Source organism: Cysteiniphilum sp. GTC20157 (assembly GCF_055396795.1).
On sequence record NZ_AP044698.1, the window covers coordinates 572,269 to 596,436 of the forward strand.

The window sequence follows — 24,168 nt, forward strand, 5'->3', positions numbered from 1 at the left end:
AATCAAAATCCAGCAGAATTTAACGCGCTTTTTTTCGTAAAAGCTTTTTATTTTCACTATGCTATGAATAGTGTTTGTTATTTGAACTTTTTTATGCATAAACGTCTGGGTTTTTCTTTGATCACTCTCTTGTCATTGCTTATCACAATACATGGGCTGTGGGTGCTTTATGGCTATGGACAGAAATATCCTGAAAATCAACTAAATAAAAAAATTATGATCGAGGGTGTTGTTGCTAGTTTGGCTGATCGTGATAAAGCGGTCAGCAAATTCCTATTTGCGACAAAGGATGGTTTGATTCGCTTGAGTGTTTATCCAAATAAAAATTTAAGACCATGGCAGTTAACGCCGGGTTCGCGTTGGCGCTTACATGTTAAGCTACAAACAGCAAAAGGCTTTAGCAATCCGGGTGTTTTTAACTATGCCAATTGGCTGAAACGTCAGCGTATTAAGGCTGTGGGTTATGTTGTTACCACGGAGAAAGCAAAATTTCGTGGGATAGACTATGGTTACTTTGTTGAGCGCCTGCGTTATAAAATTGAGCGCATACTGCAAAAAACCATTAAAGATACACAATTAAGGGCACTAGCCAGTGCATTATTAATTGGCAATAAAAATGAGCTGACACTTGATGATAAACGCCTTTTTCAGCAAACAGGCACATCACATTTGATTGCGATCTCAGGGCTTCATATTGGAATGATTGCGTTATTTGCTTTTTGTCTGTTGCGATTTTTATGGTCATGCTCAGTGCGCTTATGCCAATGGTTGCCAGCGCAAAAGGCGGGATTGATTGCGGCTGCTATCAGTGCCTTTGGTTATAGTTTATTAGCTGGTTTTGCTATCCCTACAGAGCGTGCTTTTATCATGGTACTTGTTTTTTCTGTTGGGCTTTTGATCAATCGCAAGATCAATAGCTTTTATTTATTACTCTTAGCTGGTGTTATTATCGTTCTATGGCAGCCTTTGTCATTGTTTGAGCCAGGATTTTGGCTGTCATTTATGGCGGTTTTCTTTTTGATTGTGATTAATCGCATCTTATTGTCATTAACTAAATTCAAACGTTACTTATTGATTCAGTTGCTATTGATGGTGCTTTTAATCCCATTAACTATTTTCTGGTTTCAAGGTTTTAGTATGGTTGGAGTTATTGCCAATTTGGTCGCAATCCCATGGGTAAGTTTCTTAGTTGTGCCAAGTTTATTTATTAATCTGATGTTGTCATTGTTTGGTGTCGATTTTTGGTTTATTAGTGCTTATTTGATTAAGCTTCTAGTATTGTGGCTTAATCTCCTACCTGTTGAGATGTTGTTCTTTTACTGGCATAGCATTTCGCTATTAGCGGTGATTAGTGCAGTCACTGGCTTAACTTTACTGCTTTTCCCTTTGCCATGGTATTTGCGGATACTGAGTGTTGCGCTCTTCCTGCCAATTTTTCAAAAGGAGCGTTTAGCTTCAGATGTCGCTTTTAAAATGACAGTACTGGATGTTGGGCAAGGATTGGCTATTGTTATTCAAACGCCAGAAACCGTTGTCGTCTATGATACAGCAGGAAGTAATGGCAAGAAGTTTGTAATCGCTGAACATACACTCATCCCTTATCTTAAACACCAAGGTATTCATCATATTGACACTCTCATTATCAGTCACCAAGATAAAGATCATAGTGGTGGCTTAAGTCATGTGATAAATGAATTCACAGTAACAAACGTCTTTAGCAATGAGGTAATTGGCGAAGTAAATGCAAAAATTTGTCAAGATGGTTTGCAGTGGCAAGTTCATGCTGTTAGTTTTAAATTTCTCACTGCCAATCATCTTAAGGGTAACAATGGCTCATGTGTGTTAAAGGTAAGTTCTAATGATCAATCCGTTTTGTTAACGGGCGATATTTACAAAACAGCGGAGCGTTATCTTTTTAATAATCATCGTACATTATTGCCATCAACTATTTTGCTTGCACCGCACCATGGAAGTTCAAGCTCATCATCGACAGCTTTTATTGAAGCAGTGGAACCCAAGTATGTGATTTTTAGCAGTGGCAAGCATGATGGCTTTAAACACCCGCATAGTGAGGTGGTACAAAAGTATCAAGCTGCAGGTATAAAAATATTAAATACCGCACAAAATGGTGCAATCACAGCTATATTTAAAGATAATGGCGAACTAGTGATAAAAACAAATAAAACTGAAGAAGATTAAACAAGGCAGTAAAGAGAATATTCACTTAAGGCTATCTGTCGTACCCTGAGCGTAGTCGAAGGACGAGTATAAGTCGTCAAGGACTTTGCCTTACGCTCAGAGCGCACATATAGTCGTGTTGATGAGTGAATATTTAGACTGGGCAAAGAAAACTAAAACAAAACTAACAGAAAAAATGGAGAGCACGTGTGAAAAGAATATGGCATATTGCAGTTGGGGTTATGCTGTTGCTATTGTTGATCATTAATACGATTATTTTTGGGGCGCCAGTGATTATATTGTCATTGTTGAAATTAATCCCGCAAAAAGCATGGCAAAATGCGATAGGAAAAATGTTAATGTTCTTGGCAACATCATGGATGACGATCAACAACAAGGTGAGCTTATGCCTTTTGCCAACCAAATATGTCGTCAGTGGTTATCAAGATTTTAGTATGTGCAGCTCATATTTGCTTTTAAGCAATCATCAAAGTTGGCTTGATATTGTCGTATTACAACAAGTGTTTTTAAATAAAATTCCCTTTGCCAAGTTCTTTATGAAAAAAGAGCTCATCTATGTGCCAATCATTGGTATTGCCTGTTGGGCATTGGATTTCCCGTTAATGAAACGTTATTCAAAAAACTATCTTAAAAAACATCCTGAGAAAAAAGGTCAAGATTTGTTAGAGACGAAGCGCGCTTGTCAACGCTTTAAAAATCGCCATGTGTCAGTTGTTAACTTTGTTGAGGGTACGCGTTTCACGCTACAAAAACATGTCAAAGGTGGTAAGCAATTTAAGCATTTATTACAACCAAAGGCAGGAGGAGTTGCGCTTGCGTTAGATGTCTTGGGTGATAAGATCAAAGGGGTTTTAAATGTAACGATTGTTTATCCTGATAATTCTCCGAGTTTCTGGGATTTTCTATGTGGAGTTATTAATCAAGTGCGTATTCATATTGAATTGATTGAGCCCAAGGATATTCCGTATCAAAACTATCATCAAGACGATGCAGCAAAGAGGTGCTTTCAAGCTTGGATTAATGGGCTGTGGCAGAAAAATGATGTCATGATAAGTGAAATATTAGAAGATAAATCACTTAACATTGACCAGACAAAACAGTAAGATGTGCGCCATAATTTGGACGAACCTACTGTTAAAGGTGTCAGAATGTTAATCAGTAAGCCAAAGAGCCAAGAAAAAGATCAAGAAAAGAGTCAAGAGATGTCAGAACTAGAATACAAAAGATATATGTGTGTGGTATGTGGTTGGATTTACGACGAAGCTGAAGGTTGGCCAGAAGATGGCATCCACCCAGGAACCAAGTGGGAAGATGTTCCTGATGACTTTGAATGCCCTGATTGTGGTGTCGGTAAAGAAGACTTTGAGATGATGGAGATCTAACATTATCCATTTTAATAAGCCGATCTTCGAGGAAGTTAGCGTTGATGGCTTAGCGTTTATCGTTAAACGCGATGATTTAATTCATCCGCTGTTTTCAGGCAATAAAGCGTATAAACTTTATTGGCTTGTCAAGTATATCAAGCGAAATCCACACATCAAAAAAATCGTATCCCTTGGTGGTGCGCAATCTAACTATATGTTGGCATTAGCGCAATTTTGCGCTTTGCATCAATTACCATTTGATTACTGGTTAAAACCATTACCTAAGCCACTAAAAAATATGCCATTTGGTAACTACAAAGAGGCGTTATCACTTGGAATGGCGGCTTGTGTTGCTGATCAAGCATTAACTTTAGAAAATGTGAAAAATCGCTATAAGAAAGGTGTAGATATATTATTTTTAGCGCAAGGTGGCGCGGATAGGCGTGCTGAAGAAGGTCTTAAACTATGCGCCCAAGACATTAATGACTATCTTAAATCACGCAATATAGCTCAGGCAAGCATTGTCATTGCTTCAGGTACGGGGGTAAGTGCTTTATATTTGCAGCAACATATCGACAAAGCGTATCAAGTTTATACCGTGCCTTGTGTTGGCAATAAGGAATATTTATATGAGCAAATGAATGTCCTGTCTCAAGGAGTATTGCGTCTACCAAAAGTATTGTCAACTTTAAAGAAGTATCACTTTGGGGTTTGTTATCCTGAGCACTTGGCAATGTACTATAAACTTAAAGAGCAAACGGGTATTGAGTTTGATTTATTGTATGATCCACTAACATGGCAGGTAATGCTTGCTTATTATCATAAATTACCGCAACCGATTATTTATCTACATTGCGGCGGCGTAAGTGGTAATGCAAGTATGCTTAAGCGTTATCATCGTTTGACTGCGAATTTGTGATGTAGAACTAAGCAATTCTTGTTAGTGGCTTATGGCAAATCTCGCACATTAAATTAGCTTATTTCGTTTTTTGCTAAATTAAGCTTAAAAAACACTATTTTTTTCGATAACGTACTTGCGCAAAAAGCAACTGTGGGCTAGCTTTCTAATTACAAAAAGCTCAAAGCGCTTATTGTGCCCCCAACCAAAATAATTAAAAAGAGGAGAATAACAATGGACATTAAACAAATTAAAAAAATGAGAAAGCAAAAAGGTTTCTCGTTAATTGAATTACTGATTGTGATTGCGATTATTGCGATTCTAACCGCGATTGCGATTCCGATGTATACCAGTTATACCGAACGTGCAAGATTGTCTGAAGCGTATGCATTTTTAGGTTCTGACAAGGTGTTTGTTGCAGAACAAATTAATACAAACGGTGGGACTTTACCGGCAACCTTTGATGTGGCAGGTGGTGCGAAAACTGGAGAATACGGGTCTGTCGCAGTGACTTCAGGTACTGGTGCTATCGTCTATACTTTTGATGGAGACGTTGGTGCAAATCTTAATAATACGACTGTTACCTTAACACCTGTTTCAGCGTCAAACGGTGTAACGTGGACTTGTGCAACTACGATAAGTAGTGCAACTGTTGCAGATGTTTGTGCTGAATTCTAATACTGGTTAAAATGTTACTGTAGTGAAAAATGGAGTCACCAGTAAGTTTACCCAAACAATCATTATAAATGCCATCAATAATAGATGGCATTTTTTGTGTGTGCTACTTTTAGTCTTTTGGTTTTTTTGTATAAGTTGTGGCATAAACGATAGTAGAAGTCCCATGGCAAAGACTAAGCTAAATTGACTTAATTGTAGTTTGAAGAGGTTACTGACCAATGCATGGGTCATCCCTGCCAACACACTGGCAAAGGCAACAAAATATAAAGATGATTGCTTATAATCTTGCATATATTCACAAGCGCGACGAAAAGCGCGTAAACCAACGAGTAAAAAGCAGGCAAGAGCGATAATTCCCCATTGGCAGGCAATGGTCAGAATAATATTATGCGGATAGTCTTTGAGATAATATAAGGCATTTAATTCACCAACACCCAAGAGTGGGTGGTGTGCGGCTAACGCCAATGATTTTGCCCATAAATCCCAGCGATCTTGATTGGCAAAAATATTGCGTGTGAGAACGGTTTCACCACCAACGATGTTTTGAATCATATAAAACAGTAGAGCCCCAACAATAAGTGCCAAGACTTGCCAACCAAGAAAACGTATCAGTATTTTATGATTTAAAACGCCAAGAATAATCGTAATAACAATATACTCAAGGATTAAAGCGCGTGAGCTATGCGCAATAATGACAAACCAAAGGGATGCCATGGCAATGAGACTTAAAACTTTAAACGTACGACTATAAGTTTGGCTCAATAAAGGCAAACACAAAATTGGCAAAAACCAACTGGCAAAATGATCAAAAAAGCGTGGGTTGGCAAAGTTAAATTGACGCAAAAAAAACTCTGGGAAGTTAAACTGTGCTATTTTTGGTGGTAAATAAAAATGCGCGAGCAGAACATTAACTATGAGAACAAGTGTATAACTAATAGCACAAATAATAACAACACCAATAAGCCAACGAATATGATCTGGGAAGCGACTAAAGTAATATGCTAAGAATAACACGCTAAGCAGTAGTGTGATATCAATCGATATGCCTTTAAAGGCAGTGGCAGGATGAAATGCCAAACTTGCTGAGATAATACCAATACAGAAGAACAATACAATCAGACTTTTAATCCAAGTTGAAAGTGCATGAAATGTAGCTAAAATGCTATTTCGTGCATCACGACTGGCGGTAAATAAAATCAAAATCACAATCCAGCAAAAAAGTGCCGTAATCCCACGCCAAACATAGAGCATGACGGTGTTTTCCATTGAGATTTTCATCATGCCAATCGGATTCCAAAAGACCATAATCAGTCCGATAAGCATCACGCCATAGATAAAGTGCTCAGTGTGATTAGATGAAAGAAGCTTTTTGTTTAGCATATTGCGATTTCCTGTCGTATGTTCCTACTTGTTGTTACTTATCTTAATTGTGTAAGCGTTGGCTGAGCGTAAGTCGAAGCCTTTTATGTTTCTAAATGTACCCTTCGACTTACGCTCAGGGTACGGTTATTTTAGTTATGTTTTTTATTTTTGGGTTTAAACAAAGCAAATCCAAACCAACTAATGCTTGCCAAAATAATCCCAAGTATTAAGCCGATAACGACACATCCTGTTATCAGTGGCATAAAAATACTATGGATATGTGTAATCATCTGATGCCAAGCAAAATTATTCTCATGAAAAAGTGGCGTTTTATTTAGCATAAAGCAACCAAATAAATACGCGCCATACATCATCGGTAACATGGTGATCGGGTTACTAATCCACACCAGAGCAACAGCAATGATCAAGTTAGCACGTAGAAAAAGTGCCAAAATGGCTGCAGGCACCATTTGAAATGGCATTGGCATCATACACATAAAGCCACCAATAACACAGGCTTTGCTAACACTGCTTTTATCAAATTGCCATAAAAAATTATGGTGCATGTGTTTGTGTAAAAAGCGCAACCATTTATGTTCTTTCAGTTCCTCTTTGCTAGGCAGCCATTTGCGCTTCACGATTTATTTCCATTATTCATAAACTTGAGAAATCATAGCAAAAAGTGATTATAAAAGCTGTTGGACACTGGCAAAAAAATAAAAAATCTCTCTGTCATGCCAAGATGTCTTTAGTGCAAAAAATCTTGCTTAAAATGACTTTTTTGTGTATTTTGTTTTGGTTTTTTGAAGTGGATCATGCAAGGTTATGATCGTGTTGTGGGTCTATGTGTTAAACATATTAACGTAATGTAGAGAAAAATGATTATTACTCAAAATGTTTTCTTGATTGGGCCAGTAGGTGCTGGCAAGAGTACAATAGGTCGTCAACTAGCAAATGAGCTTAAGCTTGACTTTGTTGACTCTGATCGTGAGATTGAACAACGTTGCGGCGTTGATATTGATTGGATTTTTGATATTGAAGGCGAAGAAGGATTTAGAAAAAGAGAGCAAGAAGTGCTCGGTGATTTAGCGACTCGTCAGGGTATTGTTTTGGCTACTGGAGGGGGTGCGATTATTCTGCCTGAGAACAGAACGCTTCTGTCATCACGTGGCAAAGTGGTTTATTTGCAAGCCTCAATTGAGCAGCAATTAGAGCGTACAGCCAAAGATAAAAAGCGTCCATTATTACAAGTTGATGACAAGGAAGCGCAACTGAAGAAGTTAATGGCAGAGCGTGAGCCGTTATATCGAGAGATTGCCGATATTACCATTGAGACAAGTGAAACGACGGTACGCAATGTAGTGCAAAAAATCACAAATCTATTAATGGAAGAGGCGGTTTGATCACCGAAGTTGTCGTTGCTCCGAAGGGCAAGCCAAGCTACCCTGTCATGATTTCGTCTGATATTGACTTTACGAAACTTATTTCCTATATCAAAAACAAAGAAGTGTTGGTTGTCACCAATACCACAATCGCTGATTTGTATTTAACGGTGTTAGATAAAGCCATTAAAGATGAATGTTTTAAATATGGTCACTGTGTTTTAATAGATGGTGAGGTGTATAAGAATAGTGATTCTTTAAACACGATCTATCAACATTTGCTTGAGCGTAATTACACGCGTAATTGTGTGCTTATTGCATTAGGTGGTGGCGTTATCGGTGATATTACAGGTTTTGCTGCTGCAACTTATCAGCGCGGTGCCAATGTTATTCAGATTCCAACGACTTTATTATCACAAGTAGATTCTTCGGTTGGCGGTAAAACAGCAATTAATCACCCGTTGGGTAAGAATATGATTGGCGCTTTTTTCCAACCGCAATTGGTGCTGGCCTCAACGCAATTTCTAGAGAGTTTAGCTGAACGTGAATTTGCTGCAGGTATGGCAGAGGTTATTAAATATGGTTGTATTATTGATGCGGATTTCTTTGCGTGGCTTGAGCAAAATACGCGCTTGTTAACAGCACATGATCCGGATGCATTAATCTATGCGATTGCCAAGAGTTGCGAGCTTAAAGCGCATGTGGTCAGTCTTGATGAAGAAGAAAGAACTGGTGTACGCGCACTTTTAAATCTTGGGCATACTTTTGGGCATGCCATTGAGTGTTGCCAGAATTATCAAGGGTTGAAACATGGTGAAGCGGTTGCCATTGGCATGGTAATGGCTGCAGAATTATCACAATCCTTGGGGTTTGTTGATGAGTTGACTGTTAAAAGAATACGTTCGTTACTCCAAAACTTTTCATTGCCGATAGGGCTGCCAAGAGGCTTGAGTAAGACACAGTTTATCGCAGCGATGTTACGTGATAAGAAAAATACCACAGCAGGCATCACACTTATTCTATTAGATGCTATTGGTCAGGCAAAAGTGGATAAGTCCGTCTCAGAAAGTGATTTATCAGAGTTTTTATCAAGATATTTTGATCGAGTTTGATGAGGTTCAGCATAAATTATGATAAAAGCCTTAAATAGTGTTTGACATCAGATGACCTTTAGCTAGAATAGCACCTGTTCTTGCGATGTAAGAAGTTCAGTTTATCCTTCACACGAGTTTGTGTGCCAGAGTGGCGAAATTGGTAGACGCAGTGGATTCAAAATCCACCGGTGGCAACACTGTGCCGGTTCGAGTCCGGCCTCTGGTACCAAAGTTTTTCTAATGCTGCCCTTCATTGGATGCACAATGCCGATGCGGTGATTAAAAATATCAAAGAAGTACTAAAGCCAGATGGACGCTTTGTTTTTGAGATGGGTGGTAAAGGCAATGTTAATAACGTGCTGACGGCAATTGAAACAGCAGCTAAATCTTATGGTGTAACAAAGTTCAGTGCCTTTAATTTTTATCCATCAATTGCTGAATATGCGACATTACTTGAAAATAATGGCTTTCGTGTGACATTTGCTGTTCATTTTGATCGTCCGACCTTATTGCAAACGGATGAGGGCTTACGCAATTGGGTGAAGATGTTTCGCAATGATGTCTTAAGTCAGATTCCCAAAGATAGTCATGAAGACTATTTGAGCAATGTTGAGTCGTTGGCGCAGGGGACACAATATCAAGATGGTCAGTGGTATGCTGATTATGTGCGTTTACGCATGGTTGCAGTTAAAGTTAACTAGTTAAACTCTCAAAAACACCGTAAAAACTACTGCTGCACCGAGTTAAATCCAGTAAACTGTTTGATGAGTAAAATATTTGGATTTTGATAGTGGGCTGTTATGGTAAAAGCAGAGATTTTAATGAATATAGCAGCACACGAAAAGCGGGTTGCCGTGATCGAAAATGGTGTGTTGCAGGAAGTACATTTTGAGCGTGAAAATCAGCGCGGTATTGTTGGTAATATTTATAAAGGGAAAATCACGCGTGTTTTACCTGGAATGCAGGCTGCATTTGTTGATATAGGACTTGAGCGATCTGGATTTTTGCATGTTTCTGATGTCATGCCTATTGCCTCAGATGAAAGTGTTGGGATTGACCTAAATAGCAAAGAAGCTGATGTGCGCCATTGGTTGAGAGAAGGGCAAAGCATCTTGGTACAAGTGCTTAAGGATCCATTAGGTAGTAAGGGTGCGCGCTTAAGTGCGCATTTGTCATTAGCATCGCGCTATTTAGTGCATATGCCAGATTTGGACCATATTGGTATCTCTTTACGTATCGAGTCTGAAGAAGAGCGTGATCGGTTACAGCAAGTAATGAAAGAAGCGATTGGCTCGGATTATCCACGCGGATTTATCATTCGCACGGTGGCTGAAGGTTTGTCCTCTGAAGAGCTTAGAAAAGATATTAATTTCTTGCAAAACTTATGGCAAGATGTCGTCGATTCAGCCAGTACCGTGACAAAACCGGGTGTCGTTTATCAAGACCTCAGTCTGGTTATGCGTGCGTTAAGAGACTTTGCTAATGATAAGGTTGAGCGAATTCGCATTGATAATATTGATATGTATAGTGAGTTATGTCGCTTTAGTGACAAATTTGTGCCTGGCGTGCGTGAGAAATTGGAATTATACAGCTCAAACACGCCAATCTTTGATATGTATGGTGTTGAAGAAGAGTTATCACGTGCGCTTGAGCGTAAAGTGCCATTAAAATCTGGTGGACATATTGTCATTGATCAAACGGAAGCCATGACAACCATTGATGTTAATACCGGCGGTTATGTCGGTATGGTCAATCTTGAAGAGACAATTTTTAAAACGAATTTAGAGGCAGTACGCGTTTTAGCAAGACAGCTAAGGCTAAGAAATCTGGGTGGTATCATTATTGTTGATTTTATTGATATGTCAGACGAGGAACATAAAACACAAGTTTTAGAAGCACTTGAAAAAGCGTTAGAGCTTGATTATGCGCGCACGACATTTTCATCTTTGTCAGAGCTTGGTTTGGTTGAAATGACGCGTAAGCGTACGCAGGAAAGCTTGGCACAGTTTTTGTGTGAACCTTGCCCGATGTGTCGAGGAAAAGGGCGTATTAAATCAGTGCAAAGCATTTGTTATGAGATTTTTCGTGAGATTAATCGTGAGGCAAATGCTTATCAAAGCAATGGCTTTTTGATCGTTGCTGCAAACTCGGTGATTGATGCTTTACAAAATGATGAATCATTTGGTTTAGGTGAGTTAGAAATTATTATTGGTAAACCCATTAAACTTCAGCCAGAATTAAGCTATGCTCAAGAAATGTATGATATTGTACTAATGTGATTATAGATGTAATGAGCAGCAATTTATGAAAAGAAGAATATTTATATTATGGTTAAGTTCAGTATTTGCTACTTTTCTTATTGTTGCTTGTGTTGTTGGTTATGGTGTTTTAAGGCTTCTGCCTGCTTATCAAAGCTCGATTGAAGATGTGTTATCAAAGGTGACTGGCTCGAGTGTTTCTCTAAAAGTAGAGTATGCCAGTTGGCATGGCATCAATCCTGTGATTGAAGTCAGAGATGTCAAAGTTAAAGATAAAGGGTTTTCTCTTAATATTCCTAGAATGACGGTGCATATTAATGCATGGCAATCACTGGTGAGTTGGCGGTTTGTCACTAAAGAAGTCACTGTGGCAGCACCCAAACTTGTCTTTTATTCCAGTGACAAAGGGTTCGATTATCGCATGTTACAATCCATATCAGTGGCGGAGATTGATGAAATTGGTGGACGTTGGTCGAGTATCTTGGATTATCTATTACAACAAAATGATCTCGAGTTGCAGAATATGCACGTTGATATTCTTAAGAATAATAAATCGTTAGCCGAGCTTATTGTTAATGCGAATTATCAGCAGAGAACTCTGGCAAAAGGTGTTTTACGTTTAACGTTACAACCACAAAAGAAAGCTAATATGCAGCCTCAGCTTGGACAAATTGATATCGTCTCGGTTGTTGAGAAAAAAGAGCATAAATACCATTTTGATAGTACCTTAAATGACAAGCATAATGTCTTAGCAACTTTGATTGATGGCGTGACACAACAAGTGAAAATATCACATTTAACTGATCATCAATTGACATTGTCTGTGGTCAGCTCAACCAAAGGGTTAGACTCAGTTATGATTATGGGTGAGTTATCCAAAGCCGAGTTTAAAACCAGTCAGTTAGATGAATCAGTGTTTAGGAATATCGTATTTAATCTGCGATTATTCCGTTATCAAAATCGTTTTGTATTGGGTGCTAACCCCTTGTCCTTTGTAACGAATCATAAGCGATATACTCTCAGATCTGCACTTTTTTCATTAGATCAGCACCGCTTAGTGATGAATATTCCACGGCTAGACTTGGCAGATTTTTCGTCATTAGTGCAGATGGAAACGAGTGATTGGCGTAAAAATATTGCGCTCTCTGGTGTGCTAAGCGATGTGCGTTTTAGTTTTGATTTGCAGGATTTTAGTTTAAGTGGTATGCAATTAAAAGCGCACTTTAATGATCTTGGTATTGCTAATAGCGATCATAATATTGACTTTAAGGGGCTAAGTGGTAACGTTTGGTGGCGTGAAAATCACGTGAAACTCACGCTTGACTCCTCGGATTTTAATATGGCGGAGAATCATATATTTAGTCGAGATTGGCCAGAGCTTGCCGTTAAAGGAAATATAGATATCATCAAAGAGCCTTCAAAAATCCGCTTTGTGGTTGATGATCTGGCATTAACGAATGCGAATATTCATTTTGTGAGTAAAGGTACGGTTGATCTGCCATTAGCTAACCCTAAAAACTTTAGTCTTGATCTTAAGGGTGAGTTAAGTGGCAAAAATCTAACAACTGAATATCAAGCCTTTTTACCACAGAAAGGGATCCCTAAGCCGTTGTATGATTGGTTAATGCAGTGTTTGTATGGCGCTAAAAAACTAGATGCAAGCTTTGCAATAAATGGCATTGCACGCAAAATTCCATATCCCAAAAATGATGGTATATTTAAAATAGATGCAACGATTGAAGAGGGTAGTTTATCGCCTTATTTTGGTTTAGGTGTCGCACACCAAGTGATGGGGACTTTACACTTTGATAATGAGCTATTTACTGCTAAGGTTAATGGGGGATTTTTAGCCGGTATTCCAATCAAAAAAGTTAATTTGAAAATTGATAACATTGCACCTGGTGTGCCAGCAACTTTTAATATTAATGCTGATGTTGCAACCAATAGCCAGCATGTATATACGTATTTAGCGCAAACGAAATATGGAAACTTGGCGCAACAAGTTAATCAATATGCGCGCTATCAAGGTGACATTAATGCCAAGCTTAATATTGATATTGCTTTGGGTGATCACACAAAAAAGGATCGTTTTGCAGGTAAAGTATTACTTAAACATGGTATGGTTGATATTAAAAAACCACTGTCTAAACAACTTTATGATGTAAATGCCGAAGTATTTTTCAATAATGAGACGTTCACAATTCAAAATCTGCTAGGGTTTTGGGGTGTTAATACACCATTTAATGCCAAGGGTATGGTTGATTTCTCAGATCTTAAACACCCGAGCATTAATCTTCAAGGGGGAGCGTCTATTGCATTTTTGCCTAGGTTTAGTGCTGAGCGATTAGATAATGGTATATATCACTTAATGCAAGGTGTATTGCCATTTGATTTTGCCATTAAAGGCAATGTTAATGAAGGTATTTTGCAAGTGAGTTCTAATTTACTGGGTTGGCAAAATAGCTTAGGTCAACCATTAACGAAAAAAAGTTTTGAATCTACTCCGTTGTTATTAAAAAGTACATGGCAAAAAAATCAATCAGAAAACAAGGCAGTCTCATGGCATGTCAGTAGTAAATTGGATATCAAACATCAGGATAAACTAAGCGCAAGTCTTAATGTCAGTGACAAAGGTGTTGTCTCAGATGTTGACTTATACGGGAAGCTATCAATAATAAGTAGCCAGTTAATAGTCAATGCAATGCAAAGCATCAGTAGTGCTGATATTTTAAATGTAGAGAATAAAGCGCAATGGCAGCAGGTTTTGCACTTAGATGTGCCTATGATCGATAAAAACTTTAGTCAAACAGGATGTTTTGTGGTTGCCAATTATAATGACTGTGTTTATCGACAGCTTAATCAGTTACTGCGCCCAAAAGTGATGCTCAGTATTGATCAGTTAAACCTTTTTGGTAGTAATTATCGTAGTGTCACTTTGCAAACCAATAGCGTGCATAACTATACCAACTATATTGCGCGTGGAGAGTCTCAAAAATCATTGGTCATAAGCGTACCTGATGTGTTAAGTGAGCCGATTGAAGTCAGTGCAGATAATCTGTTTTTTGCCTTACCACAAAATAGGGACAAACTTGAAAATGACAATGAACATAGCAAAAATAATAAAAATGACTTTATGATGATGTTGAACACGCTATTAACCTCAGATGTGTTGCGCAAAACGCCCGATATGAATGTGAAGCTGAACAATTTGCAAGTTGGTGGTTACTCGATCCCAAATTTTCTAATGGCAACGACGGTTAGAGGAGGAGTGTTATCTATTCCGGTATTATCCGCTTATGATCCAAATGCCAAGTTATTAGCGACAGCGAAGCTCTCCTCATATGATAGTTATGTGCATGCCAATGTCTTTTCATTAAATTGGGGTGATATGCTGCATAATTTTGGCTATGATGATTTCTTAAAAGGAGGATCTGGCAATGTACAAGCACAATTAAGCTGGTCAGGTCTCATGCCAAACGTATCAACTATTTCAGGTAAAGCAACGGCTGATTTACTCAATGGTGTCATATTGTCGGTTGACTCAGGAATTGCTAAATATATTGGTTTATTAAGTCTGGATTCATATTTCAAACGTTTATTTATGCCTTATGATGATTTTGAACATCGCGGTATGGCTTTTAATAGTGTGGTTGGTGCTTATACACTAGATAATGGTTTGGCAAAAAGTAACCCATCAGTGATTATTGATACCCCTAGCTTTGCTTTGGTGGTGACAGGTGATGTTGATATAACCAATAAACAACTCAATCAGCGTATTAAATATCAGCCGCATTTCTCAGGAACAACGGCGGCAGTTGCCGGCGCTATTGGCGGGCCAGTTGTTGCTTTTGCTACTTATTTAGGTACAAAACTTTTAGGAAATACCGTCTTTAAAAATATTGGCTTAGTAAGTTTTGATGTGACAGGTAGTTGGGATAAACCAAGCCTTAAGCAAGTTCAATAATCACCCCATAAAGCCTGTAATATAGCAATAATTGCCAAGGGTGCAGTTTCTGTGCGCAGTATTCTTTTACCAAGTCGTATGCTGTGACAGCCTTTATTTAAGGCAAGCTTCTCTTCATCATTACTAAAACCACCCTCAGGACCAATATAAATAGCAAAACGTTTGGCATTTGATTGCTGTTGATGGAGATGGGTAATGGTTTCATTGCTGTAAGGGGATAGGAACAATTTAATATCCGCATCGATAGTTAGTGCATTAGATAAAGCTTGAGGCATATTAACTGTAGGCACAAATACACGAGCGGATTGCTCACTGGCACTTATGGCAATCTTCTGCCAATGATCGAGTTTATGCGCTATCCGATCTTGATTGAGCTTATAATCAACGCGTTCGCTCAGCATTGGTGTGAGTTCATTGACGCCAAGTTCAGTGGCTTTTTGAATGACAGTTTCTAACTTATCTCCCTTAGACAATGCCTGAAAAAGATGGATATGGATTGGCGATTCATTATGCTTTTCAGTTTTAGATAATATCTGAAGTGTCACTTTTTTAGGGTCTGCATGACTGATTTCAGTAAGGTATTCATTGCCATCAATATTATTAAATAAAGTAACTTGATGACCCTGTTTATGTCTTAATACACGAATAAGATAATGACTTGTTTCAGCAGAAAGGGTGATCGTTGCGGATTGTGCAGAAACCTCAGGATAAAATACACGAGAAACTCTCATATAATAACTCGCTTATGTTTAGGCGGAAAAATGAATCGCAATAATAGCAATACCGGCAATAAATGAGATAAGCCACAATAGCGAAAACTGACTGATTTTATAATGAAAAACATGCCCTGATTTATTGAGCTTATAAGCGATAACAGCAGGCATCATGAGGAGCAAAACAGCAATACACACACCAACATAGCCAATGGCACTAATAAACAGATTAGGGTCAAGCAAATTAACTAATAGTGGAATAATAAAGGTGAGAATAATTGCGATAAGGATCTTAAATTGAGCAGGTAGGCGGTTTAAGCGATAACTATCAACATTAAAGTGATAAAGTGCCAAGCTGACACCTAAGTATGATGTCATCACTGAGATATCGGTAAAGACGTTCATGCTGATATTGGCAGTTGTTGTTGTGATTTTTTCTTTTAGTGCATGCAGAATATTACCAACATTAGCCTGATCAACACTCGTGTGATCAAAAATAGAACTCATGAAACTGATTGGTCCATGCAAAGGTAATACACCAAGTACTGCGATGAGCCATAAGAAATAAAGTATTAGCGGGATTATGCTGCCGATAAAGATCACGCGAAATAATGCTTTAGCATCTTGATTAAGATACTCACTTAAGGTTGGTACAATAATATGTGATGTAAAAGAAGTGATAATAACTGGAATGGCAATTAATAACGTAGGCGCTAAATCAACGGGTGATACTGCAAGATTGCTAAAGTCAACGAAGTTCAAGAAAATCAAACAGACGAGCACCAGAAATACAAGCTTCGCTGAGAGGAGCATGCGATTGATAACATCAACTGCAGAAGTCCCAACAACGACGATTGCACCAAAAACAACGACAAATATTAACGACCAAGCACTTGAGGAAATGCTAGGTAGTAATGAATTAAAAGCAGAAGCAGCACCTGAGATGTAAGCGACACTAATGCAGTACATTAAAAGTAGAAACGAAATCCAAGTGATGATAACACCTGGTAGGCCTAATGTGCGCTTAGCAATAGAGGCGAAGCTTGCACCCTTTGGCATTGATAGTGAGATGTCAGCAATTAACAGTGCGGTATAGGTCATAATGCACCAGGCAACAAGCATCACTATGCTACTGATAAAAAAGCCAAGCTTGGCGGTGATTATAGGGAGTGCTAAAATGCCAGCGCCGATCTCAGTGCCTGTAACAATCATCATACAGCCAAGCTGCTTTGCAAATGTATTATTTGCCATGTAAGAATTTCCAGAAATTGATATTTTTGCTTATTGAAATGCTACAGTACCTGATTTTCCTGCTGCATAAAAGTGAAAATATTAGATAATTTATTTTTGAAATTTATCAAATGTAGATAGTCTTTAGAATAACTTACCACCTTTGCCGCCAGGAGGCATCATGCCTTGCATATTTTTCATTTGCTTCATCTGGCGCATGGTTCCCATCATTTTACCCATGCCGCCTTTACCACTGATTTTCTTCATCATCTTTTGCATTTGTGTAAACTGTTTTAATAGGCGATTAATATCTTGCACTTGTGTGCCAGAGCCTTTAGCAATACGCAGTTTGCGTGATGATTTGATGAACTCAGGTTTACGGCGCTCAAAAGGGGTCATTGAATTAATAATGGCCTCCATTTGTACAAACATCTTATCATTGACTTTATCCTGAAGATTAGCCGACATGTTACCCATGCCTGGTAGTTTATCCAGCATTGAGCCAACACCACCCATTTTCTTCATTTGTTGCAACTGACTTTTGAAATCTTCTAAGGTGAATGATTTACCTTTTTTAAGTTTGGTTGTAAGTGCTTTAGCTTCCTTTTGATCGACTTTATGCTCAACTTCTTCGATTAAAGAAAGCACATCGCCCATACCTAAAATACGTGAAGCGATACGATCAGGATGAAAAGGCTCTAAGGCATCGGCTTTTTCACCCATCCCGATAAATTTAATCGGTTTACCGGTGATTTCACGAATAGAAAGGGCGGCTCCTCCTCGGGCATCACCATCGGCTTTAGTCAGCACAACACCGGTTAATGGCAAAGCATCATTAAATGCCTTGGCTGTATTTGCTGCATCTTGACCGGTCATGCTATCAACGACAAAGAGCGTCTCGGTTGGCTTCATCGCATGATGTAATGCTTTAACCTCATCCATCATTTGGCTGTCAATATGCAGACGCCCAGCGGTATCGAGTATTAAAACATCGCATACTTGTTGCTTGGCAAGTTGCAATGCACGCCCGGCGATATCAATAGGCTTTTCATCAGCTGATGATGGGCAAAAGCTAATATCTAAAGACTCGGCTAAGGTTTGTAGCTGTTTGATCGCTGCTGGTCGGTAAACATCGGCACTAACGACCATGACTTTTTTGTTTTGACGTTCTTTTAAAAATTTTGCAAGTTTCGCAGTGGTCGTTGTTTTACCGGAGCCTTGTAAACCTGCCATTAAGATAACAACAGGTGGCTGGGCGCTTAAGTTAAGTGTCTCATTTTTTTCACCTAAGGTGCGTTCCAGCTCTTTCTGAACCATTGCAATAAAGGTCTGCCCTGGCGTGAGACTTGTACGAATCTTTTCACCCAAAGCTTCTTCCTGAATGCGATTGATAAACTCTTTAACGACTGGTAGGGCGACATCAGCCTCAAGTAATGCCATACGCACATCGCGTAAGGCGCTTTTAATGTTGTCTTCGGTTAAGCGACCTTGACCTTTGAGTTTGTCAAGTGAGCCGCCTAAGCGTTCGGATAAACTTTTAAACATATGTTTTACCTGTTTATTGTGCTTTAAGCATCTTTTTGTAATTGATGTTGGTCAATGAGTTTCATGGCAGCAATATTGCCAAAATTGGCTGCCTTATTAAGCCAGATAAATGCTTGATGCAGGTCGGTTTTTGTATAATACGGTTGATCTTTGCCAATATATGATCGACCTAATAAGTACATCGCCTCAGTATTACCTAGTTTAGCGGAGTCAATAAGATAAGTGTGCGCTTTTTCAGGTTGATTTTTAGAATTGTAAATCAGTGCTAAAGCACGATAGGCATTGGCTCGATAATCGCGAGGTTGTGCTAGGTTCCTCTTATCAAGGAACTTATCAAAATACTTGATCGCTGTATCATAATTAGGTTTAACGGCAATCCCGTAGGTGTAATAAGTCCCTAGAAAGTAGGGAGAAGTTGGGCAACCGTTATTATAGAGCTTGGTAAATGCAGGCACAGATTGGCTATATTCACCATGCTTAAACAATGCATATGCGTCATTGTATTCTTTAGAGATACAAGCATTTGCCGTTTGGATGCTCAAACTTGCCAATAAAATACTGCCAACAAAAAGTAGGTTACGTTTATAGTGAGTCATAATCCATCCTTATATTTTAAAATGGTCACCCTCTTGAAAAGGTGGTGACGGTTTTACTTAGACTTTAGTGATATAGCCTTGAGAGCTAACATCAACGGCAGGGGAGTATTCCATGTGTGCAGGTTTACGTGTTGATTTGCGTGCGCGTGGCTTTTTTTCCTGCTTGCTGTTGTCGCCAGTATCGCTTGTAGCCGCTGCTTCAACTTCGTTATCATCAGCAGTGCTATCATCACTTTGCAGTGTGGTCTCACCGATAATGATTCCAATATCTTCAGCATCAGCTATCGACTCTTCGGCTTCTTTAGCTTGTTTGGCAAGCTCTTTTTGCTTAAGCTTTTCTTCCTTGGCAATTTCAGCAGTTAATGCTTGCGTGTCAACTACTTCAAAGTTTAAGTATTTCACTTTGCGGGTTTGTGAAGCATGTGTTTCAACCTGAACAGCTTGATCACTTGTAAGTGTCGTAACCTCAGCTAAAACTTCTTTCACCATCACTGAAATCTTTTCTTCTGGTGTGGTTGAAATTGTCTTCATGATCGCTTTTTCTTTTGCCGCTTTTTGTGCTTCAGGTGAATCCTTCTTCAATGCAGCAATATCAACCATCTCTTCGCTTTGGTGAACTTGTAGGCGTTGGTTGTTGCGATTATTGCTACGGTTGCCTTTATTACCTCTGTCGCGATCATTTCTATCATTTCTATCATTACGGTTGTTACGATCATTACGATCATTTTTATTGCCGCGATCATTGCGATTGTCATTATTTTGACGTGCGTCAGCAGATTTGTTGTGATGATCATCATTGCGTTCATCACTTTTTTGCTGATGACGTGGCTTATTCTCATTTTGATTTCTATTGTTATTGCGACTATCACGACGGCTGTTATCACGGTCATTATTGCGCCCGTCACGAGATTGAGACTTATCGCGACGAGTGTTATCACGGTCATTATTTCTGTTATCAGCTCTATCTTGTTGACCTTTTTTAGGTTGTGCTGATTTATGTGATTGTTTTTGATCACGTGCATCACGCTCAGTGCTGGTTTCTTTATCGCTGAAGAAAAAAGCGCTTAGCTTTGCCCAGAAACCTTTTGTTTCAGCCTTGCTATGCTTAGCTTCTTTATGGGCTTCTTTAGTAGCTTGAGGTTTGTTTTCAGATTTTTTGTTGTCATTATTGCCAGATGTCTGATTATAATCAGCAGATTTTAACGCTGGCTGCTTTGATTTATCTTTTTTTGGTGTTTTATAAAGCTCAACATCTTTCTTATCTTCAATCAAATCGTAGCTTGGACGACTTGCCGTATAAGCATCACCCCAGATACGTTGTACGCTAAAATGAGGGGATTGTAAGTTAGCATTAGGAATTAAAGTGACCTTAGTGCTTGTGCCTTCCTCAATCTGCGCCAATTCATCGCGCTTCTCATTGAGTAAGAATGTTGCAACATCGATTGGTAGTTGCACGCGTAATTCATTGGTTTTATCACGCACTGCCTCAGCATGAACATTGCGTAAAATGGATAATGCTAATGATGGGATCGAGCGAATAAAACCGTGTCCTGCGCAACGTGGGCATGAGTGCATGACTGACTCACCAAGGGATGCTTGTAAACGCTGACGTGAGATTTCCACTAAGCCAAACTTAGAGATGCGAGTCATCTGGATGCGTGCGCGATCATGGAATAAAGCGTCGACAAGCTTTTGCTCAACGGTTTTTTGATTGGGGAAAAATGCCATATCAATAAAGTCAACAACGATTAAACCACCAAGATCACGTAAACGTAATTGTCGAGCGATTTCCTCAGCTGCTTCCAAATTTGTCGCAAAAGCCGTCTCTTCGATGTTGTCACCTTTGGTTGAGCGCGCCGAGTTAATGTCAATCGCAGTCAACGCTTCCGTAGTATCAATCACAATTGAGCCACCTGATGGCAATTGCACTTCACGTTTAAAAGCGCTTTCAATTTGCTTTTCAATTTGGAAAGCGTTAAATAATGGCAAATCTTTTTTATAAAGTTGTAAACGCTCAACAAAGCCAGGGCGTAGCATGCTTAATTGGCGCTTAAGGTCTTCGTAAGACTCTTGATCATCGATAATAATTTCTTTGATATCTTCCTTTAAATGATCACGAATAGCGCGAATGGTAATGTCACTTTCTTTATGGATTAAAAAAGGCGCTTTACGCTGATATGAAACACGTTTAATCGCATCCCAAAGTGTTGTTAAAGTGTCAAGATCTGCTTGGATTTCATCAGCTGAACGATCAACACCTGCCGTACGGATAATAACGCCCATATTGGCAGGGATTGTTAGGGAGTCAAAAAGTGCTTTAAGTTTTTGACGCTCATCACCTTCGATGCGGCGAGAAATGCCTCCTGCACTTGGGTTGTTTGGCATCAGTACCATATAGCAGCCGGCAAGTGTGATGAATGTTGTTAAGGCGGCACCTTTGGATCCACGCTCTTCTTTGGCAATTTGCACAATCAATTCTTGACCGACATCAAGCAATTCGTTTAGCGGTGAGTCTTGGTCTTTGGCAGTTTTCTTGAAGTATTCAGGTGAGATTTCTTTAAATGGCAAAAAACCATTCTTATCTTCACCATAATTAACGAAAACAGCATTTAAACTTGGTTCAATGCGTGAAATTTTTGCTTTGTAGATATTGGCTTTTTTCTGTTCTCTGTCAACATTCTCGATGTCTAAATCCATCAATTGAACGTTGTCGACGATTGCAATACGCGTTTCTTCTGCTTGACGCGCATTGATTAACATTTTTTTCATGTGTTGTTATCCTTTTAAATTCAGGTTGTTTAAAAGGTACAAAGGATGAAGCTAAGTGTGTAGATGATCTGTTTGCATGAAATAAAGCGCATGCCTGACTAGTTAAAGCCCAATAAAAGCACGCTGTTATTGTTATTATTGTTATAAAAACAATCATCTTTTTTGTGATTCCTATAGTTTTCTCATCTTGCGTTTGCGCCTATATGACCAAAAACGCAAATATTCTGCTATGGTCACTTATGTTCTTTACCATAAGTGTTTACACAAATTTAAGGACACTTAAACCTTGTCCTAATACCTTTGTGTGATTTAACGTTTAATGTGTGCAACCCTTGTGAGTAGACTCTCCAAGATCGCTTGCAGCTGCCTTAGATAGCTGCAGTTATTAATCATCTAAATCTGTTTTGCATATTTTATGCTTTCTCTTAAAAGCACATAGCATAGACTCAAAAGCCAATATACTATGTGTGGTTGGATTTTAAAGCGTCATGTAGATGAATGAGTCATTGGCTAATTGCGTTAACGCAATTGACTTCTCCCAGTCGATGTACAATCGTCAAAATCCATATCAAATTGTTGTTTGTTATTGCGCCATAAAACTATCGAGCAAAAACAGCGGTATTTTAGCAAAAGGTCACTATGAATGAAAGTTAAATTGTTGAATGCTTGTAATAATCTTAAAGAGTTTCTATGCTAACGCCTAGGATATAGAAAAATTAAATCATTTTAAGGATGAGGATGAATAAAGTTCATTACCCAAAGGATGTATTGCGATCAACAGTCTATGGCGGTATTGTTGGGGTTTTAGTGGGGAGTGTTGGTGCGCTTTTTCAGTTATGTATCCATTGGATATTGGCCGGGCAGCAAGCCGCATTTATGGCATTACAAGATAATCTATTCTTACTCTGCCTATTTAGCATGTTCTTCTCCAGCATGTTTTTGATTTTATCCTTGGTTATTGTCAGACATATGGTGCCTGAGGCGTCAGGTAGTGGAGTGCAGGAGATTGAAGGCGCGCTTGACGGTGTGCGAGAGCTTCGATGGTGGCGTGTGTTGCCAGCTAAATTTATCGGTGGGGTGATGTCTTTATCAAGTGGACTTGTCTTAGGAAGGGAAGGTCCAACTATCCAAATGGGTGGTGCGATTGGTCAGTTGGTTAAAAGCATTTTTAGATTGAATAATGATTATGCGCATGTACTTATTGCCGCCGGAGCTGGTGCCGGTCTTGCAACAGCATTTAATGCGCCTTTAGCGGGGATTTTATTTGTGATTGAAGAAATGCGTCGGCAATTCAAATACAGCTTTCAATCATTACAAACAGTGATTGTTGCCTGTGTTGTTGCAGATATTTTGCTCGAAGCATTGCTGCAAACAGGGGGGTATAATATTCGTCAGATGATGGATATCGATATGACTGCATATAATGCGCCACCTTTGTCAAGTTTATGGCTTTTTGTTATGTTTGGTGCGATTTTTGGTGCATTGGGCGTATTATTTAATAAGTATCTAGTGCGTTCACTGAATTTCTTTGCTAAGCGCTCAGGGTTTCATTTTTGGAAATGGATCATTGTCATTGGCGCGGCAACGGGATTACTCATTGTTTTTTTCCCGCATGTAGTTGGCGGTGGTTATAAAGTCATGCCTGATGCATTGCATGGTGAGATTGCCTTATCAGTGCTAATTGCTTTATTTATTTTACGTTTTGTCACGACCCTGGTTAGTTATGGCACCGGTGTTCCTGGTGGGATATTTGCCCCCATGCTAGCATTGGGAACCGTTTTTGGCATGTTCTTTGGTATTGTCGCACATACGCTTTTTCCAGATCTTATAACCAACCCACAAGTTTTTGCTGTCGCAGGCATGAGTGCACTTTTTACCGCGACGGTTAGCGCTCCATTGACAGGAATTGTACTGGTTGTTGAGATGACGATGAATTATGCTTTAATTTTGCCACTAATTGTCACTTGCTTTAGTGCTACGATTGCTGCAATCTTTATGGGTGGAAGTCCTATTTATAGCACGCTGTTGAGTCGGACGCTTGTATTGGCAAAGCGTAAGAAGCTTTATCTGTCGTTTAAAAAGAGGAAAAATAGAAGTTTGTAGGGGCGTATTGCAT

General features: G+C 39.0%; 18 protein-coding genes and 1 tRNA gene. 12 read left to right on the top strand and 7 right to left on the bottom strand.

The genetic code is table 11. The features are described from left to right. Positions 1-93 precede the first annotated feature (93 nt). The 5 genes from ACZ5V8_RS02640 to ACZ5V8_RS02660 all read left to right on the top strand — a co-directional run bounded on the left by ACZ5V8_RS02640 (position 94) and on the right by ACZ5V8_RS02660 (position 5,139). The gene (locus tag ACZ5V8_RS02640; RefSeq protein ID WP_464218228.1) at positions 94-2,199 is read left to right on the top strand and encodes a DNA internalization-related competence protein ComEC/Rec2; all 2,106 of its coding nucleotides are present in this window, start codon (positions 94-96) and stop codon (positions 2,197-2,199) included. A 188-nt stretch (positions 2,200-2,387) separates the two neighbouring features. Then, a complete protein-coding gene (locus ACZ5V8_RS02645) occupies positions 2,388-3,302 on the top strand; it encodes an acyltransferase (protein ID WP_464218229.1) in 915 nt (304 codons plus the stop codon). Between the two features lie 99 nt (positions 3,303-3,401). Beyond that, the gene (locus ACZ5V8_RS02650; RefSeq protein ID WP_119327587.1) at positions 3,402-3,581 is read left to right on the top strand and encodes a rubredoxin; all 180 of its coding nucleotides are present in this window, start codon (positions 3,402-3,404) and stop codon (positions 3,579-3,581) included. 196 nt (positions 3,582-3,777) lie between these two features. After that, positions 3,778-4,482, top strand: a complete 705-nt coding sequence (locus ACZ5V8_RS02655; RefSeq protein WP_464218230.1) for a 1-aminocyclopropane-1-carboxylate deaminase — start codon at positions 3,778-3,780, stop codon at positions 4,480-4,482. A gap of 213 nt (positions 4,483-4,695) precedes the next feature. Beyond that, the gene (locus ACZ5V8_RS02660; protein ID WP_464218231.1) at positions 4,696-5,139 is read left to right on the top strand and encodes a pilin; all 444 of its coding nucleotides are present in this window, start codon (positions 4,696-4,698) and stop codon (positions 5,137-5,139) included. A gap of 6 nt (positions 5,140-5,145) precedes the next feature. Here ACZ5V8_RS02660 and ACZ5V8_RS02665 read toward each other — a convergent pair whose 3' ends face one another. After that, a complete protein-coding gene (locus tag ACZ5V8_RS02665; protein ID WP_464218232.1) occupies positions 5,146-6,519 on the bottom strand; it encodes an O-antigen ligase family protein in 1,374 nt (457 codons plus the stop codon). 131 nt (positions 6,520-6,650) lie between these two features. Continuing rightward, positions 6,651-7,139 (bottom strand): DUF2062 domain-containing protein, encoded by a 489-nt coding sequence (locus ACZ5V8_RS02670; RefSeq protein ID WP_464218233.1) that lies wholly within the window; start codon positions 7,137-7,139, stop codon positions 6,651-6,653. A gap of 240 nt (positions 7,140-7,379) precedes the next feature. Here ACZ5V8_RS02670 and aroK point away from each other — a divergent pair, with 240 nt between their 5' ends. The 6 genes from aroK (at position 7,380) to ACZ5V8_RS02700 (ending at position 15,199) form a co-directional block, all read left to right on the top strand. Continuing rightward, entirely contained in the window at positions 7,380-7,904 is a 525-nt protein-coding gene (gene aroK / locus ACZ5V8_RS02675) for a shikimate kinase AroK (protein ID WP_440615791.1), read from the top strand. Beyond that, the gene (aroB, locus tag ACZ5V8_RS02680; RefSeq protein ID WP_464218234.1) at positions 7,901-8,995 is read left to right on the top strand and encodes a 3-dehydroquinate synthase; all 1,095 of its coding nucleotides are present in this window, start codon (positions 7,901-7,903) and stop codon (positions 8,993-8,995) included. Before aroK ends, aroB begins: the two co-directional genes overlap by 4 nt. Positions 8,996-9,119: 124 nt before the next feature. After that, positions 9,120-9,206, top strand: a tRNA-Leu gene (locus tag ACZ5V8_RS02685). Continuing rightward, positions 9,166-9,678, top strand: coding sequence for a methyltransferase domain-containing protein (locus ACZ5V8_RS02690; protein WP_464218235.1), 513 nt, complete (start codon positions 9,166-9,168; stop codon positions 9,676-9,678). Before ACZ5V8_RS02685 ends, ACZ5V8_RS02690 begins: the two co-directional genes overlap by 41 nt. Positions 9,679-9,777: 99 nt before the next feature. After that, the gene (gene rng, locus ACZ5V8_RS02695) at positions 9,778-11,256 is read left to right on the top strand and encodes a ribonuclease G (protein ID WP_464218236.1); all 1,479 of its coding nucleotides are present in this window, start codon (positions 9,778-9,780) and stop codon (positions 11,254-11,256) included. Positions 11,257-11,281: 25 nt separating this feature from the next. Beyond that, positions 11,282-15,199, top strand: coding sequence for a YhdP family phospholipid transporter (locus ACZ5V8_RS02700; RefSeq protein WP_464218237.1), 3,918 nt, complete (start codon positions 11,282-11,284; stop codon positions 15,197-15,199). Here ACZ5V8_RS02700 and ACZ5V8_RS02705 read toward each other — a convergent pair. From ACZ5V8_RS02705 to ACZ5V8_RS02725, 5 genes are all read right to left on the bottom strand, one after another. Further along, a complete protein-coding gene (locus ACZ5V8_RS02705) occupies positions 15,193-15,930 on the bottom strand; it encodes a 16S rRNA (uracil(1498)-N(3))-methyltransferase (RefSeq protein WP_464218238.1) in 738 nt (245 codons plus the stop codon). The genes ACZ5V8_RS02700 and ACZ5V8_RS02705 overlap by 7 nt on opposite strands. Positions 15,931-15,948: 18 nt before the next feature. Further along, a complete protein-coding gene (locus ACZ5V8_RS02710; protein WP_464218239.1) occupies positions 15,949-17,163 on the bottom strand; it encodes an amino acid permease in 1,215 nt (404 codons plus the stop codon). A 123-nt stretch (positions 17,164-17,286) separates the two neighbouring features. Then, the gene (gene ffh, locus ACZ5V8_RS02715) at positions 17,287-18,687 is read right to left on the bottom strand and encodes a signal recognition particle protein (RefSeq protein ID WP_464218240.1); all 1,401 of its coding nucleotides are present in this window, start codon (positions 18,685-18,687) and stop codon (positions 17,287-17,289) included. A gap of 23 nt (positions 18,688-18,710) precedes the next feature. Further along, the gene (locus ACZ5V8_RS02720; protein WP_464218241.1) at positions 18,711-19,283 is read right to left on the bottom strand and encodes a tetratricopeptide repeat protein; all 573 of its coding nucleotides are present in this window, start codon (positions 19,281-19,283) and stop codon (positions 18,711-18,713) included. Between the two features lie 57 nt (positions 19,284-19,340). Further along, positions 19,341-22,052, bottom strand: coding sequence for an Rne/Rng family ribonuclease (locus tag ACZ5V8_RS02725; protein WP_464218242.1), 2,712 nt, complete (start codon positions 22,050-22,052; stop codon positions 19,341-19,343). A 738-nt stretch (positions 22,053-22,790) separates the two neighbouring features. On the opposite strand from ACZ5V8_RS02725, the gene clcA reads away from it, so the two are divergent. Then, positions 22,791-24,155 (top strand): H(+)/Cl(-) exchange transporter ClcA, encoded by a 1,365-nt coding sequence (clcA, locus tag ACZ5V8_RS02730; RefSeq protein ID WP_464218243.1) that lies wholly within the window; start codon positions 22,791-22,793, stop codon positions 24,153-24,155. Positions 24,156-24,168: the final 13 nt, after the last annotated feature.